This window comes from Streptomyces sp. MNU76, assembly GCF_020982545.1.
Classification (GTDB): domain Bacteria; phylum Actinomycetota; class Actinomycetes; order Streptomycetales; family Streptomycetaceae; genus Streptomyces.
Window position 1 is genome coordinate 35,787 of sequence record NZ_JAJKLK010000022.1, and the last position, 13,823, is coordinate 49,609.

General features: G+C 70.6%; 14 protein-coding genes. 4 read left to right on the forward strand and 10 right to left on the reverse strand.

The window, feature by feature from the left end; translation table 11 throughout:
- Nucleotides 1–120 precede the first annotated feature (120 nt).
- A complete protein-coding gene (locus E4N62_RS35205) occupies nt 121–1,398 on the forward strand; it encodes an LCP family protein (protein ID WP_230221029.1) in 1,278 nt (425 codons plus the stop codon).
- Between the two features lie 99 nt (nt 1,399–1,497).
- On the opposite strand, the gene E4N62_RS35210 is transcribed toward E4N62_RS35205, so the two are convergent.
- The 4 genes from E4N62_RS35210 to E4N62_RS35225 form a co-directional block, all read right to left on the reverse strand.
- Complete coding sequence (locus E4N62_RS35210; protein WP_184893288.1) at nt 1,498–1,863, reverse strand: four-helix bundle copper-binding protein; 366 nt, start codon at nt 1,861–1,863, stop codon at nt 1,498–1,500.
- A 316-nt stretch (nt 1,864–2,179) separates the two neighbouring features.
- Nucleotides 2,180–2,617, reverse strand: coding sequence for an SRPBCC domain-containing protein (locus tag E4N62_RS35215; protein ID WP_230221031.1), 438 nt, complete (start codon nt 2,615–2,617; stop codon nt 2,180–2,182).
- A gap of 4 nt (nt 2,618–2,621) precedes the next feature.
- On the reverse strand, nt 2,622–2,966 hold the full coding sequence (locus E4N62_RS35220) for a helix-turn-helix transcriptional regulator (RefSeq protein WP_230221033.1): 345 nt from the start codon (nt 2,964–2,966) through the stop codon (nt 2,622–2,624).
- 164 nt (nt 2,967–3,130) lie between these two features.
- Nucleotides 3,131–4,288 (reverse strand): acyl-CoA dehydrogenase, encoded by a 1,158-nt coding sequence (locus E4N62_RS35225; protein ID WP_268270192.1) that lies wholly within the window; start codon nt 4,286–4,288, stop codon nt 3,131–3,133.
- A 230-nt stretch (nt 4,289–4,518) separates the two neighbouring features.
- On the opposite strand from E4N62_RS35225, the gene E4N62_RS35230 reads away from it, so the two are divergent.
- Entirely contained in the window at nt 4,519–5,862 is a 1,344-nt protein-coding gene (locus E4N62_RS35230) for a UDP-glucose/GDP-mannose dehydrogenase family protein (RefSeq protein ID WP_230221038.1), read from the forward strand.
- A gap of 154 nt (nt 5,863–6,016) precedes the next feature.
- On the opposite strand, the gene E4N62_RS35235 is transcribed toward E4N62_RS35230, so the two are convergent.
- A complete protein-coding gene (locus E4N62_RS35235) occupies nt 6,017–6,523 on the reverse strand; it encodes a CGNR zinc finger domain-containing protein (RefSeq protein WP_230221040.1) in 507 nt (168 codons plus the stop codon).
- Nucleotides 6,524–6,633: 110 nt separating this feature from the next.
- Here E4N62_RS35235 and E4N62_RS35240 point away from each other — a divergent pair, with 110 nt between their 5' ends.
- Complete coding sequence (locus E4N62_RS35240; RefSeq protein ID WP_230221042.1) at nt 6,634–6,993, forward strand: VOC family protein; 360 nt, start codon at nt 6,634–6,636, stop codon at nt 6,991–6,993.
- A gap of 136 nt (nt 6,994–7,129) precedes the next feature.
- Here E4N62_RS35240 and E4N62_RS35245 read toward each other — a convergent pair whose 3' ends face one another.
- The 4 genes from E4N62_RS35245 to E4N62_RS35260 form a co-directional block, all read right to left on the reverse strand.
- On the reverse strand, nt 7,130–8,431 hold the full coding sequence (locus tag E4N62_RS35245; RefSeq protein WP_230221044.1) for a dipeptidase: 1,302 nt from the start codon (nt 8,429–8,431) through the stop codon (nt 7,130–7,132).
- A gap of 164 nt (nt 8,432–8,595) precedes the next feature.
- Entirely contained in the window at nt 8,596–9,780 is a 1,185-nt protein-coding gene (locus E4N62_RS35250; protein WP_230221047.1) for a dipeptidase, read from the reverse strand.
- A gap of 43 nt (nt 9,781–9,823) precedes the next feature.
- Complete coding sequence (gene purE, locus E4N62_RS35255; protein WP_230221049.1) at nt 9,824–10,357, reverse strand: 5-(carboxyamino)imidazole ribonucleotide mutase; 534 nt, start codon at nt 10,355–10,357, stop codon at nt 9,824–9,826.
- Nucleotides 10,354–11,514, reverse strand: a complete 1,161-nt coding sequence (locus tag E4N62_RS35260; protein ID WP_230221051.1) for a 5-(carboxyamino)imidazole ribonucleotide synthase — start codon at nt 11,512–11,514, stop codon at nt 10,354–10,356. Before E4N62_RS35260 ends, purE begins: the two co-directional genes overlap by 4 nt.
- Nucleotides 11,515–11,784: 270 nt before the next feature.
- Between E4N62_RS35260 and E4N62_RS35265 the strand changes: the two genes are divergently transcribed.
- A complete protein-coding gene (locus E4N62_RS35265) occupies nt 11,785–12,327 on the forward strand; it encodes a GtrA family protein (protein WP_230221053.1) in 543 nt (180 codons plus the stop codon).
- A 185-nt stretch (nt 12,328–12,512) separates the two neighbouring features.
- Here the strand turns inward: E4N62_RS35265 and E4N62_RS35270 are convergent, their stop codons facing one another.
- Nucleotides 12,513–13,781 (reverse strand): ATP-binding protein, encoded by a 1,269-nt coding sequence (locus E4N62_RS35270; protein WP_230221055.1) that lies wholly within the window; start codon nt 13,779–13,781, stop codon nt 12,513–12,515.
- Nucleotides 13,782–13,823: the final 42 nt, after the last annotated feature.

Sequence of the window (13,823 nt, forward strand, 5' to 3'; positions counted from 1 at the left end):
CCTGGGCGGACCCATCACTGTTCGACTTGAGTGCGATTTGTGTCAGCTTGGCAACAGCACTGCCCTGGTTTTTCGTCGACCCTTGTAAAGGACACAGCCCGACCCGGCACACTGGGGCGCATGAACGATTGGCCCGAGGGATGGTCCGGCAACAACCGCGGCGGCGACTACGCCCAGCCCGAGGGACCGCGCGTGATGCGCCAGGTCCGTCGCGGCCCGTCGGCACCCCCTCAGGGTGGCGTGCCCCAGCAGCCGTCGTACGGCGACTCGTACGGTGACGGCTACGGCAACAGCGGCCCCGACCAGCAGCAGTACGGCGGCGGCTACAACAGCGACTACAACACCGGCCAGGTCTACGGCGCCGGCGGCGTGGGCGGCGGCGGCCACGGCGGTGGCCGGGGCGAACGCGGCACACCGAACTGGGGGCGCCGCATCAAGCTGACCGCGATCACGGTCACCGTCGTACTGCTCGCCACGACGATCGGCACCTACTTCTGGGCCGACTCCAAGCTGAACCGCGAGGTCGACCTCTCCAAGGTCATCGACCGGCCGTCCGAGGGCGAGGGCACGAACTACCTGATCGTCGGTTCCGACAGCCGCGCGGGCCTGTCCGACGAGCAGAAGAAGGAACTCCACACCGGGTCCGCCGACGGCAAGCGCACGGACTCGATGATGATCCTGCACACCGGCTCGGGCGGCCCGACGCTGATCTCGCTGCCCCGTGACTCGAACGTGGAGATACCGACGTTCGTGGGCTCGGAGTCCGGCAAGACCTACAAGGGCACCGGCCGTCAGGTGAAGCTGAACGCGGCGTACGCGGAGGACGGGCCCGAGCTGCTCGTGCGTACCGTCGAGGCCAACACGGGACTGCGCATCGACCACTACGTGGAGATCGGTTTCGCCGGCTTCGCGAACATCGTCGACGCGGTCGGCGGGGTCGAGATCGAGATCCCGAAGGGCGGCATGAAGGACACCAAGTCCGGTGCCGACTTCGAGGCGGGCAAGCAGAACCTCAACGGCGAGCAGGCCCTCGCGTTCGTCCGGACCCGCTACGCCCTCGCGGGCAGCGACCTGGACCGTACGAAGAACCAGCAGAAGTTCCTCGCGGCCCTCGCCAGTCAGACGGCGACGCCGAGCACGGTGCTGAACCCCTTCAAGCTGTACCCGACGATGAGCGCGGGTCTGGACACCCTGATCGTCGACGAGGACATGAGCCTGTTCGACCTGGCCGACATGTTCTGGGCGATGAAGGGCGTGACGGGCGGCGACGGCAAGTCGATGAACATGCCGATCTCCGGCAACTCCGCCAACGGCAACCTCCAGTGGGACACCGCGAAGGTGAAGCAGCTGGTGGAGCAGTTGAAGAACGACGAGACGGTGACGGTGTCGAGCAACTGACCCGACGGCCGGCGTGACCGAGGGGCACCCCCCTGATCCATGGGGGGTGCCCCTCGGTCGTTGGTGCGTTCGGGTCGTGCGGACGTCTCGCGCGACGCGTCAGGCGGTCGCGCCCGCCATCGTCCGGCACGTCTCCGAGCAGCGGCGACACGCCTCGGCACAGCGCATCATCTGCTGATCGTCCGGCATGGACATACACGCCTCGGCGCACATGTCACAGGCGCGGGCGCACATCGCGCACATCTCGGCGGACAGCGGCGAGCGGCGCATCATCATGTCCGCGCACATACGGGTCATCTCGGCGCAGTCCATCAGGGCGCGCATGATCTGCATCTGGGCCTGACCGCCGGCCTGCATGCAGGAGCTCATGGTCTCCTCGCACACGCTGTGGCACGTCATGCAGGCGTTGACGCAGTCCTGCATCTCCTTGCTCATCGCGGTCATGTTCCCGGCCTGCTGCGTCATGGCTCCTCCTGGGGGTGGTGGGAGAACGGGATCCGGGGCCGGACCGCCGCACCTTCCGTCCTACGCCTCCCCGCCCCCGACCGCCATCGGGCGGACGGAAACAGTCCGCCCCATCAGCCCCGTACGACAACGGCCTTCGGCGGGCGCCGGGGGCCGAGCACGGAATGCGCCGGAGGGGTTACGAAGGCGCGCAACGACCGTGCACGCCGGCCATCGGCAACGAACCCGCCAACTCACCCCGGAGCCGCTCCACTTCCCCCAACCTCACCTCGGGAAGTCGCCCGCGAACAACCGAGCCACCCAGCGTGACGAAGCACTACCAGGCCGTTTCGAGCCTCGCCGTGAGCTCGTCCAGACATGCCTCCCAGCCTCCGGAGGCGCCGTCGGCGATCGAGGGGTCGGCCAGGACATGCGTGAACACCAGCAGGCAACCGGAGTCTTCGTCGCGCAGCTCGATCCTGAGGTGGTCGTCGTACTCGCGCTTCTCGCCGTCCGGGGCGTGCTCGTCGAAGGCGAACAGCCGCAGCGGCTCGAAGTGCGTGACGGTGGCCGTGTAGACCGCGCCCTCGCCATCGTCGAGGGCAATCCGACCGCCGACCCTGGGCTCCAGCTCCGTCACCCGCATCGGGTACCACTGGCTCAGATGGCGGGGGTCGGTGACGGCCGACCAGACTTTCTCCCGGCTGTGCTTCAGATGACGTTCGAATCGCAGGGCAGGTCGGCCGTCGACGGTGATGGTCCTGGTCGCGCTCATCTCTTCACTGCTCCTCAGCCGCCTGACACGGCTCCTCGGGGACGTCGGGCATCCTGTCCAGGTGCCCTTCCAGCGCATCCAGGCGTTCCGTCCAGAGCCGACGATACGGAGCGAGCCAGGAGTCAAGGTCGGCCAACGGCTCCGGACGGAGCTCGTACCAGCGACACTGCGCTTCCGCCCGTACCGTGACCAGCCCGGCTTCACGCAGCACCCGCAGATGCTTGGACACCCGAGGCTGACTCATCTCCAGCTCATGGGCGATCTCACCCACGAGACGGGGACGCCCGAGCAGCAGCCCGAGCATCCGCCGCCGCGTGGAATCGGCCAGCGCATCGAAAGGCAGGGACACACCCTCAATATGCACCTAGCGTTATATAACCGCAAGGGCATACATGAGGAAGGTGCTGATCGGCGCACGGAAACAGCCCCCGACCGTACGCCGGGGGCTGCGCCGTTCGCGCGGGTCATCGGCCGTTTGTCAGCCCGCACCCGCACCTGACCCGCAAGAACCTGCTAGGGAAGGTTCCTGGCCATCACGATCCGCTGCACTTGGTTCGTGCCTTCGTATATCTGCGTGATCTTGGCGTCGCGCATCATGCGCTCGACCGGGTAGTCGCGGGTGTAGCCGTAGCCGCCGAGGAGCTGGACGGCGTCCGTGGTGACCTCCATGGCGACGTCGGAGGCGAAGCACTTGGCGGCGGCGCCCTGGAAGGTGAGGTCCTTGTCGCCGCGCTCGGACTTGGCGGCGGCCTGGTAGGTCAGGGCGCGGGCGGCCTCGATCTTCATGGCCATGTCGGCGAGCATGAACTGGATGCCCTGGAAGTCGGCGATCGGCTTGCCGAACTGCTTGCGCTCCTGGACATAGCCCTTGGCGTAGTCGAGGGCGCCCTGGGCGACGCCGAGGGCCTGGGCGGCGATGGTGATGCGGGTGTGGTCCAGGGTCTTCATCGCCGTGGCGAAGCCGGTGCCCTCCTCGCCGATGATGCGGTCGGCGGGGATGCGGACGTTGTCGAGGTAGACCTCGCGGGTCGGGGAGCCCTTGATGCCGAGCTTCTTCTCCGGTGCGCCGAAGGAGACGCCCTCGTCGGACTTCTCGACGACGAACGCGGAGATTCCCTTGGAGCGCTTCTCCGGGTCCGTGACGGCCATGACCGTGTAGTACTCGGAGACGCCCGCGTTGGTGATCCAGCGCTTGACGCCGTTGAGAATCCAGTGGTCGCCGTCACGGACCGCGCGGGTCTTCATCCCGGCCGCGTCGGAGCCCGCGTCCGGCTCGGAGAGGCAGTACGAGAACATCGCGTCGCCCTTGGCGAGCGGGCCCAGGTACTTCTTCTTCAGCTCCTCGGAGCCGGAGAGGATCACCGGCAGCGAGCCGAGCTTGTTGACGGCCGGGATGAGGGAGGAGGACACACAGGCGCGCGCCACTTCCTCGATCACGATGACCGTGGCGAGCGCGTCGGCGCCGGCACCGCCGTACTCCTCGGGCACGTGCACGGCGTGCAGGTCGTTCGCGACCAGCGCGTCCAGCGCCTCCTGCGGGAAGCGGGCCTCCTCGTCCACGGCGGCGGCGTGGGGCGCGATCTTCGCCTCGGCGAGGGAACGGATCGCGTCACGGAGCATGTCGTGCTCCTCGGACGGGCGGTACAGGTCGAAATCAGCCGATCCGGCCAAGGTCTCTCACGCTCCTGACGCTAACTACCGTTAAGTAACTCAAATTTTAAAGGTCCGGCCACGCCACGGGTACGTGAGTTTGACGACAGGGGCGACGGGCCTCGACCCCTCTCCGGGGGAATCTGCCCGGTCAAGGACTCGAACAGGCCCCCGACTATGCTCACGTGCATGCCCGCACGCGGCTGTGCGGGCATGCACACCCCCCTCGGCCGGACACCCCAGGAGCACCCATGGCCCTCAAGATCACCGTGATCGGCACCGGCTATCTCGGCGCGACACACGCCGCGGCCATGGCCGAGCTGGGGTTCGAGGTGCTCGGGCTTGATGTCGTCGAAGAGAAGATCGACATGCTCCGGCGCGGTGAGGTCCCGATGTACGAGCCGGGCCTGGAGGAGCTGCTGCGCAAGCACGTCGCCGGGATCGAGGGGTCCAGCGGGCGGCTGCGCTTCACGACCGACTACGCCGAGGTCGCGGCCTTCGGCGACGTCCACTTCGTCTGTGTGAACACCCCGCAGCGGCACGGCGAGTACGCCTGCGACATGTCGTACGTCGACGCCGCCTTCGCCTCGCTCGCCCCGCATCTGACGGGCCCGGCCCTCGTCGTCGGCAAGTCGACCGTGCCGGTGGGGTCCGCCGACCGGCTGGCCGCCTATCTCGCCGAGCACGCGCCGGCCGGGGCGGAAGCCGAGCTGGCCTGGAACCCGGAGTTCCTGCGCGAGGGCTTCGCCGTGAACGACACGCTGCACCCCGACCGGATCGTGGTGGGTGTGCGGAGCGACAAGGCCGAGAAGCTGCTGCGTGAGGTGTACGCGACGCCGGTCGAGGAGGGTTCGCCCTTCGTCGTCACCGACTTCCCGACGGCCGAGCTGGTGAAGACCTCCGCGAACTCCTTCCTCGCCACCAAGATCTCCTTCATCAACGCCATGGCCGAGGTGTGCGAGGCCGCCGGGGGCGATGTCGCCAAGCTGGCGGAGGCCATCGGGCACGACGACCGGATCGGCAAGAAGTTCCTGCGCGCCGGCATCGGCTTCGGCGGCGGGTGTCTGCCGAAGGACATCCGGGCGTTCATGGCGCGCGCCGGTGAGCTGGGCGCCGACCAGGCCCTGACGTTCCTGCGGGAGATCGACTCCATCAACATGCGCCAGCGCGGTCAGATGGTGGAGCTGGCCCGGCAGGCACTGGGCGGCGGCTCCTTCCTGGGCAAGCGGGTCGCCGTGCTCGGCGCCACCTTCAAGCCCGACTCCGACGACGTACGCGACTCCCCCGCCCTCAACGTGGCCGGGCAGATCCACCTCCAGGGCGGCCAGGTCACCGTCTACGACCCCAAGGGCATGGACAACGCGCGGCGGCTCTTCCCGACGCTCGGGTACGCCGACACCGCGCTGGAGGCCGTACGCGGCGCCGACATCGTGCTGCATCTGACCGAGTGGAGCGAGTTCCGCGAGCTGGACCCGGCGGAGCTGGGCGAGGTCGCGTCGACGCGGCTGGTGCTGGACGGCCGCAACGCGCTGGACCCTGAGCTGTGGCGCCGTGCGGGGTGGACGTACCGGGCGATGGGACGGCCGACCGCGTAGGGCCGCGCCGACGGGGCTCGGGCCCCCGCGGAGGGCAGCGGAAGGTGACGCCGTTCCGGCCGAGGCTCAGTCGGCCGGAACGGCGTCTTTTCCTATTGTCCACGTTCCGGCGCCCGGCGGGGGCGAAGCGCTTACTTCGCCGGGGCCGAAGCGTTCACTTCGCTCGGTAGCGGCGCATCTTCGCACGGGCGCCGCACACCTGCATCGAGCACCAGCGGCCGCGGCCTGCCGGGCTGCGGTCGTAGTACGCCCAGTGGCAGTCGGGTGCCTGGCAGGCCTTGAGGCGTTGCCAGGTGCCCGCCGTGAGGGCCTCGGCGACGGCCGCGGCCACGCGGGAGAGCAGGGGGGCCGGGTCGACGGCGGGGCGCAGGCTCGCCGAGCCGTCCTCGGCGGAGACCGCGACGACGAGCGGTGCCGCGGCCAGGAGGGTGCCCAGCGGCGTCACCGGCCGGTGCGGGGCGTGACCGGCGTGGGCCAGCAGGGTCGCGCGGAGGGACTCCCGCAGCTCGCGCACGGACGTGAGGTCCTCGTCCGCCGCCAGGCCCAGGCCTGCGCGCGCCTCCGGGGTCTCCAGGCTGTCGGCGCCCGTCTCCAGGTCCAGCGTGTTGACCAGGCTCTCGACGAGTGCCAGGCCGCCGGGGGCGGACGCTCTCTCACTCATGACGGGAGGTTACCTCTTAATGGGGTGCGTAAGGTAACCGTTACTGGTTACCCTTTTCTTCAGGCAACCACAGATGTGCGGAAGAGCAGAGAACGAGCAAGGAGAAGGCCATGGCCATCGCCACGCTGGATGTCGTCGTTCTGGACTGTCCCGACCCGGCCGCCCTCGCCGGGTTCTACGACGAGGTGATGGGTGGGAAGGTCAGCGGGGAGGGACTGGGTGGATCTGGAGGTGCCGGGCGGGGTGCGCGGCTGGCGTTCCAGAAGGCGCCGGGGTTCGTGGCGCCCGAGTGGCCCTCGGCCGAGCGGTCGCAGCAGTTCCATCTCGACCTGAACGTGGAGGACATGGACGCCGCGGAGAAGGAGGTGCTGGCGCTGGGGGCGACGGTGCTGGACGCGGCGGATCGTGAGCGGGGTTTCCGGGTGTACGCGGATCCGGCGGGGCATCCGTTCTGTCTTTGCCGCGCTTGAGCTCCGCTGCTGCCGAGTTCGCGGTAGGGGGAGGGGCGCAGGGCGGGTTCGGCGGCTGCGGGTCGTTCGTGGCTGGTCGCGCAGTTCCCCGCGCCCCTGAAAGAGGGCTGCGCCCCATTCAGGGGCGCGGCCCCCGTCAGCCGTCCAGTTCCGCGATCCTCGCCGTCGAGGCCTCCCGGCGGTCGCGTGCCGCCCTCGCGGTGAAGTCGGCGGTGCGCAGGACGCGTTGGACGTTGCCCCAGGTGAGGAGGGCGAGGTCGGGTTCGGACCAGCCCCGGTGCATGAGTTCGGCGACGAGGCGGGGGTAGCACGAGGCGTCGGTGAGGTCCCGCGGGTGGGCGGCACCGGAGTCGTAGGTGCCGGAGAGGCCGACGCACTCGGGGCCGGCGATCGCGCGGACGTGGTCGAGGTGGTCGGCGACGTCGCGGACCGAGGGACCGGTCTGCTCGGCGGTGAGCGGCACCATGCACAGGCCCCGCGCCTCGCCCAGCGCGGCGAGGATGTCGTCGGGGAGGTTGGCCGGGTGGGACCGCAGCGCGGCGGCCGCCGAGCGGGTGCACACCACCGGGGCGCGGGAGACCGCGAGCGCCCGGCGGACCGTCTCCTCGCAGGCTCCGGAGAGGTCGGCGAGAACGCCGATGCGGTTCATCTCGCGGACCACCTCCTCGCCGAACCTGCTCAGCCCGGACTCGCCCGCCCAGGACGCGCCGGCGAGGGTGAGGGCCTTGAGGCCGAGCGCGTGCAGGGAGCGCAGGATGGCGAGGGAGTCGCCGATCGCCGGGGCTCCGGCGGGGCCCAGCAGGACGGCCACCCGACCGCAGTTGCGGGCGTCGGTGGTCTCGCCGGCGCTGTGCGTGAGCCGCAGGCCCTCGGGGTGGGCGTCGACGACCGTCCTGACCAGGTCCAGCTGCTCCAGCGTGGCTCCCACGGCCCGCTCGCCCGCGAGGCCCTCCGGGAGGTGCAGCGACCAGAACAGCGCGCCGATGTGCCCCTTGCGCATGCGCGGCACGTCGGTGTCCACGCCGCCCTCGCCCAGCTCCAGGTCGTAGCGGGGCAGCTGACGCAGCACCCACGGCAGTCCGCTGTAGCCGTCGGCGACGGGGTGCGCGACGAGGAAGGCGTCCGCCTCGGCCAGCTCCGAGGAGGGCGAGGACGGCGAGGGGGACGGGGATGCGGCGGGTCCGGCCACCACGACGGCTTCGCCGTCAGGGGCCCCGGGGACGTCCGCTCCACCGCGGCGGACGTCGGTCGGGCCATGGGGGCGGACGTCGTCCGCCTCGCCATCGTCGGGGTGGCCGTCGGCGCCGGGGGCTATCGGCTCCGCCACCGGTGGGCGCCGGTCTCGTTTGCGCGCGGGCTCGGCGCGGGTGGGGTCGGGGGGCGTGTCGAGTTCGCCGGCCTCCCCCGCGGCTTGCAGTTCGTCCTGCAGATCTGCCATGGCAAACCTCCGTAGCCGTTGGGTGATCGCAGTACTCGTCACCGTGGCACGGAGGCCGCCCGCCTTCCTGGTGGGTGGGGCGTTCGGGTTGAACGGCCGTCGCGGGGCCGCCGCTACGCCACCCGGGTGAGACCCGGGCGGCGCCCGGCGTCACCCGTCCGGCGTCACCCGTCCAGCTGTTCCAGCGTCGCGTGGGACGGGCCTGTGCGGGCCTGGAGGTCCCGGGCCACGTCCTCCGCCGCGCCCAGCACCCGGACCGCGTTCCGCCAGGTCAGCTTGGCCAGGTCGGTCCGCGACCAGCCCCGGTCGAGCAGCTCGGCGATCAGGTGCGGGTAGCAGGAGACGTCGCCGAGGCCCTCCGGGGTGAAGGCCGTGCCGTCGTAGTCGCCGCCGATGCCGAGGTGGTCGATGCCGGTGACCTCGCGCATGTGGTCGAGATGGTCCGCGACCGTGGCCACCGTGGCGACCGGACGGGGGTTCTGCTCCTCGAAGGCGCGGTGGACCGCCATCGCCTCGGGGGTGGTGTCGAGGTGGTGCAGACCGTGGACCCGCATGTTCTCGTCGGCGGCGGCCGTCCAGTCGACGGCGGCCTGGAGCACGAACTTCGGGACGAACGTCACCATCGCCACTCCCCCGTTGGCCGGGAGCCGCTCCAGGACGTCGTCCGGGATGTTGCGGGGGTGGTCGCAGACGGCCCGCGAGGAGGAGTGGGAGAAGATCACCGGGGCGACGGACGCGTCGAGCGCGTCCCGCATCGTCGTCGCGGCCACGTGCGAGAGGTCGACGAGCATCCCCTCGCGGTTCATCTCCCGCACCACCGCGCGGCCGAAGTCGGTGAGGCCGCCGACGGCCGCCTCGTCCGTCGCGGAGTCGGCCCAGGCGATGTTGTGGTTGTGGGTGAGCGTCATGTAGCGGACGCCGAGGGCGTACAGCATCCGCAGCGTGGCGAGGCTGTTGTCGATGGAGTGGCCGCCCTCGGCACCCATCAGGGAGGCGATCCGGCCCTCGGCGCGGGCCGCCTCCATCTCGGCGGCGGTCAGCGCGGCCCGCAGCTCCGCGGGGTGACGGTCGAGCAACCGCCGTACGCAGTCGATCTGTTCGAGGGTCGCGGTGACGGCGCCCGGCCGGTCGGAGGGGACGTACACCGACCAGAACTGCGCCCCCACCCCGCCCGCGCGCAGCCGCGCCAGGTCGGTGTGGAGGAAGGCGCTCTGGTCGCCGGTGATGTCCCGCGCGTCCAGGTCGTAGCCGACCTGCTCACGCAGCGCCCAGGGCAGGTCGTTGTGCCCGTCCGCGACCGGGAACTCCCGCAGCAGCTCCCGGGCCGCCTCCAGCGATGTCATGGTCATCTCCCCCGTGTCCCCCGTCATGTCGGTCACGTCTGCCCTACGTCTACTTCCCGAAGCCGAAGCCGCCGCCCGATCCCTCGACCTTGGTGCGCAGGCGCTTGCCCTTCTCGGTCGCCTGGTCGTTCAGCTCCTGCTGGAACTCCCGCATACGGCCGAGGAGTTCCTCGTCGTGCGCGGCGAGGATGCGCGCGGCCAGCAGGCCGGCGTTGCGGGCGCCGGCGACGGAGACCGTCGCGACGGGCACACCGGCCGGCATCTGCACGATCGACAGCAGGGAGTCCATGCCGTCGAGGTACTTCAGCGGCACCGGCACGCCGATGACCGGCAGCGGGGTCACGGACGCGAGCATGCCGGGCAGATGGGCGGCACCGCCCGCGCCCGCGATGATCACCTTGACGCCCCGGTCCGCGGCCTCCTCGCCGTACGCGATCATCTCGCGCGGCATCCGGTGCGCCGAGACGACGTCGACCTCGTACGCGATCTCGAACTCGTCGAGGGCCTGCGCGGCGGCCTCCATGACGGGCCAGTCGGAGTCCGACCCCATGACGATGCCTACGACGGGGCTCACAGGGCTCATTCGGTGATCGTGCCTCTCAGGTATCCGGCGGCGTGACGGGCGCGCTCCAGCACGTCGTCGAGGTCGTCGCCGTAGGTGTTGACGTGACCGACCTTACGGCCGGGCTTCACGTCCTTTCCGTACATGTGGATCTTGAGCCGCGGGTCGCGGGCCATGCAGTGCAGGTACGCCGAGTACATGTCCGGGTAGTCGCCACCGAGGACGTTGACCATGACGGTCCACCGGGCGCGGGGGCGCGGGTCGCCGAGCGGGAGGTCGAGGACGGCCCGTACGTGGTTGGCGAACTGCGAGGTGATCGCGCCGTCCTGGCTCCAGTGGCCGGAGTTGTGGGGGCGCATCGCCAGCTCGTTGACCAGGATGCGGCCGTCCCGGGTCTGGAACAGCTCGACCGCCAGGTGGCCGACCACGTCCAGTTCCTTGGCGATGCGCAGCGCCATCTCCTCGGCGCGCAGCGCGAGCGCCTCCTCCAGGTCTGGCGCCGGCGCGATCACGGTGTCGCAGACGCCGTCGACCTGCCGCGACTCCACCACCGGGTAGGCGACGGCCTGGCCGTGCGGCGACCGTACGACGTTGGCCGCCAGCTCCCGCACGAAGTCGACCTTCTCCTCCGCGAGGACCGGGACGCCGGCGCGGAAGGGCTCGGCGGCGTCCTCGGCCGAGCGGACGACCCACACGCCCTTGCCGTCGTAGCCGCCGCGGACCGTCTTGAGGATGACCGGAAACCCGTCGCCCTCGGCGCCCTCGGGGAGGCCCTCGGCGGCGAACGCGGCCACGTCGTCGGGGTCCGCGACGATGCGGTGCCGTGGACAGGGCACTCCGATCGCGTCGAGCTTCGCCCTCATCACCCCCTTGTCCTGGGCGTGCTGGAGCGCCTCCGGGCCGGGGCGCACGGGGATGCCGTCCGCCTCCAGCGCCCGTAGATGCTCGGTGGGTACGTGTTCGTGATCGAAGGTGATCACGTCGCAGCCCTGCGCGAACGCACGCAGCGTGTCCAGGTCGCGGTAGTCGCCGATGACGACATCACCGACGACCTGCGCCGCGGAATCCTGAGGGGTGTCACTGAGGAGCTTGAACCTGATGCCGAGCGGGATGCCCGCCTCGTGTGTCATACGAGCGAGCTGGCCACCGCCGACCATGCCGACTACCGGGAACGTCACGCCCCCAGGGTATCGGCCACGGAATCGGCCACTCCCGGGTGCCCGATTTCCCCGCCCGTCTCCCCCTGGACCGGCCCGGACCTCCTCCGTGTCCGGGCTGTGAGGTTCTGCACAGGCATGGCCCAGGGGCGCTGGTTAGCATGGCTGGACCAGTGGATGTCGACGGAAGATCAATTCTTCTCCGGTCATCCAGATCTTTTCGGACGGGACAGCGACCCGGCTGACCACCGGCACGACACCGACCGGAACCGAGCGACGGGGCCGCACACGATGGGAAGTACCAGCTCGGGGCTTGATACGAGGCCCCGCGGCGCCCTGCGCCGCCGACTCGACCTGCTGGTCCGTGAGGTCGCCAAGTTCGGCGCGGTGGGCGGTGCGGGGCTGCTGGTGAACCTCGGGGTGTTCAACCTCGTGCGCCACACCACCGAGCTCCAGGTGGTCCGGGCCAGCGTCATCGCCACGGTCGTCGCCATCGCGTTCAACTACGTGGGCTTCCGCCACTTCACGTACCGGGACCGCGACAAGAGCCGCCGCACGAAGGAACTGACACTGTTCCTGCTGTTCAGCGCGGTCGGCCTGGTCATCGAGAACGGCGTCCTCTACACGGCCACGTACGGCTTCGGCTGGGACAGCCCCCTGCAGTCCAACGTCTTCAAGTTCCTCGGCATCGGCGTCGCGACCCTCTTCCGGTTCTGGTCGTACCGCAGCTGGGTGTTCCGGGCCCTCCCGGCCCGCGAGACGGTGGCCGACGCGGAATCGTTCCTGGAAGCGGAATCCGCCCACCCGCGGACGGTCACGGGCAAACGCCGCTGAGGGAGCACGCCCTGCTTTTCAGGGGCGCGGGGGACTGCGCGAGAAGCCCCACCGGAGGCCCCCGGAAGCCCCACCGGACCGGCAGCCGCCGTCCTGCGGCCCGGAAAGGCCGCGGCTCGTCCGCGAACCCTCACACCGACCGCCGGGTGCCGCCGCCGAGTGCCGAGTGCCGAGTGACCGTCGGTCTACCTGACCGGCCGGTGCTCGCCGGCAGGCGTGCGCACCGGCGTGCGCGACAGGAACAGTCCGAACACCGGCGGCTGCGCCTGGAGCATCTCCAGGCGGCCGCCGTCGGCCTCGGCGAGGTCACGTGCGACGGCCAGCCCGATGCCCGTCGAGTTGCGCCCGCTGATCGCCCGCTCGAAGATCCGCGCGCCGAGGTCGGCCGGTACGCCGGGCCCCTCGTCGGTGACCTCGATCACCGCCTGGTTCCCGGTGACGCGGGTGCGCAGCGCGACCGTACCGCCCCCGTGCATCAGCGAGTTCTCGATCAGCGCGGCCAGCACCTGCGCGACCGCGCCGGGCGTGCCCACGGCCTGGAGGTGCCGCTTGCCGGAGCTGACGACGGCCCGCCCGGCGCTGCGGTAGGCCGGCCGCCACTCCTCCAGCTGCTGCTTGATGACCTCGTCGAGTTCGAAGGAGACGGCGGAACCGTTGCGGGGGTCGCGGGAGTTGGTCAGGAGCCGCTCCACGACGTCCGTGAGCCGCTCGACCTGGGTGAGCGCGATGTGCGCCTCCTCCTTCACCGTGTCGATGTCGTCGGTGAGGGTGATCTCCTCCAACCGCATCGACAGCGCGGTCAGCGGTGTGCGCAGCTGGTGGGACGCGTCCGCGGCGAGGCGCCGCTCGGCGGTCAGCATGCGGCCGATGCGTTCGGCGGAGGCGTCCAGCACGTCGGCGACCCGGTCGAGCTCGGGGACGCCGTAGCGCTTGTGGCGGGGGCGCGGGTCGCCGGAGCCGAGCCGTTCGGCGGTCTCGGCGAGGTCGGTGAGGGGGGAGGCGAGGCGGTTGGCCTGGCGTACGGCGAGGACGACGGCCGCGATGACGGCCAGCAGGGCGACGGCCGCGATGATCAGCAGCGTCCGGCCGACCTCGCGGCTGACCGCCGAGCGGGACTCCTCGACCGTGACGACCTCGTCCTTCTCGCCGGTGGCCTGGTGGCTGATGACGTCGCCGACGGGCTTCTCGCCGATCTCGATCGTGGACTGGCCGGGGATCTCGATACGGGCGTAGCGCTCGTCGCCGACCTGGTCCCGGAGGACCTCGGCGGTGATCCTCTCGTCGCTGATGATCCGGCTGTCCACGATGCTCGTCAGCTGGACCGCCTCGGACTCCACGCGTTCCTCGGCGCTGTTGCTGATCGTCCGGGTCTCGACGATGACCAGGGAGACGCCGAAGACGGCGATGACCACGAGGACCACGGCGAGGGTGGACTGGATGAGACGGCGACGCACGGTTGCCCTCCGGGCGGGCGGGTGTTCCTGGACCTCTGATTG

Bases quoted from the DNA above. Each gene is read 5' to 3' on its own strand.
- purE (WP_230221049.1), bottom strand. From the start codon at position 10,357: ATGAGCCCTGTGAGCCCCGTCGTAGGCATCGTCATGGGGTCGGACTCC.
- E4N62_RS35215 (WP_230221031.1), bottom strand. From the start codon at position 2,617: ATGAGCGCGACCAGGACCATCACCGTCGACGGCCGACCTGCCCTGCGA.
- E4N62_RS35210 (WP_184893288.1), bottom strand. From the start codon at position 1,863: ATGACGCAGCAGGCCGGGAACATGACCGCGATGAGCAAGGAGATGCAG.
- E4N62_RS35250 (WP_230221047.1), bottom strand. From the start codon at position 9,780: ATGACCATGACATCGCTGGAGGCGGCCCGGGAGCTGCTGCGGGAGTTC.
- E4N62_RS35205 (WP_230221029.1), top strand. From the start codon at position 121: ATGAACGATTGGCCCGAGGGATGGTCCGGCAACAACCGCGGCGGCGAC.
- E4N62_RS35240 (WP_230221042.1), top strand. From the start codon at position 6,634: ATGGCCATCGCCACGCTGGATGTCGTCGTTCTGGACTGTCCCGACCCG.
- E4N62_RS35230 (WP_230221038.1), top strand. From the start codon at position 4,519: ATGGCCCTCAAGATCACCGTGATCGGCACCGGCTATCTCGGCGCGACA.
- E4N62_RS35265 (WP_230221053.1), top strand. From the start codon at position 11,785: ATGGGAAGTACCAGCTCGGGGCTTGATACGAGGCCCCGCGGCGCCCTG.
- E4N62_RS35245 (WP_230221044.1), bottom strand. From the start codon at position 8,431: ATGGCAGATCTGCAGGACGAACTGCAAGCCGCGGGGGAGGCCGGCGAA.
- E4N62_RS35235 (WP_230221040.1), bottom strand. From the start codon at position 6,523: ATGAGTGAGAGAGCGTCCGCCCCCGGCGGCCTGGCACTCGTCGAGAGC.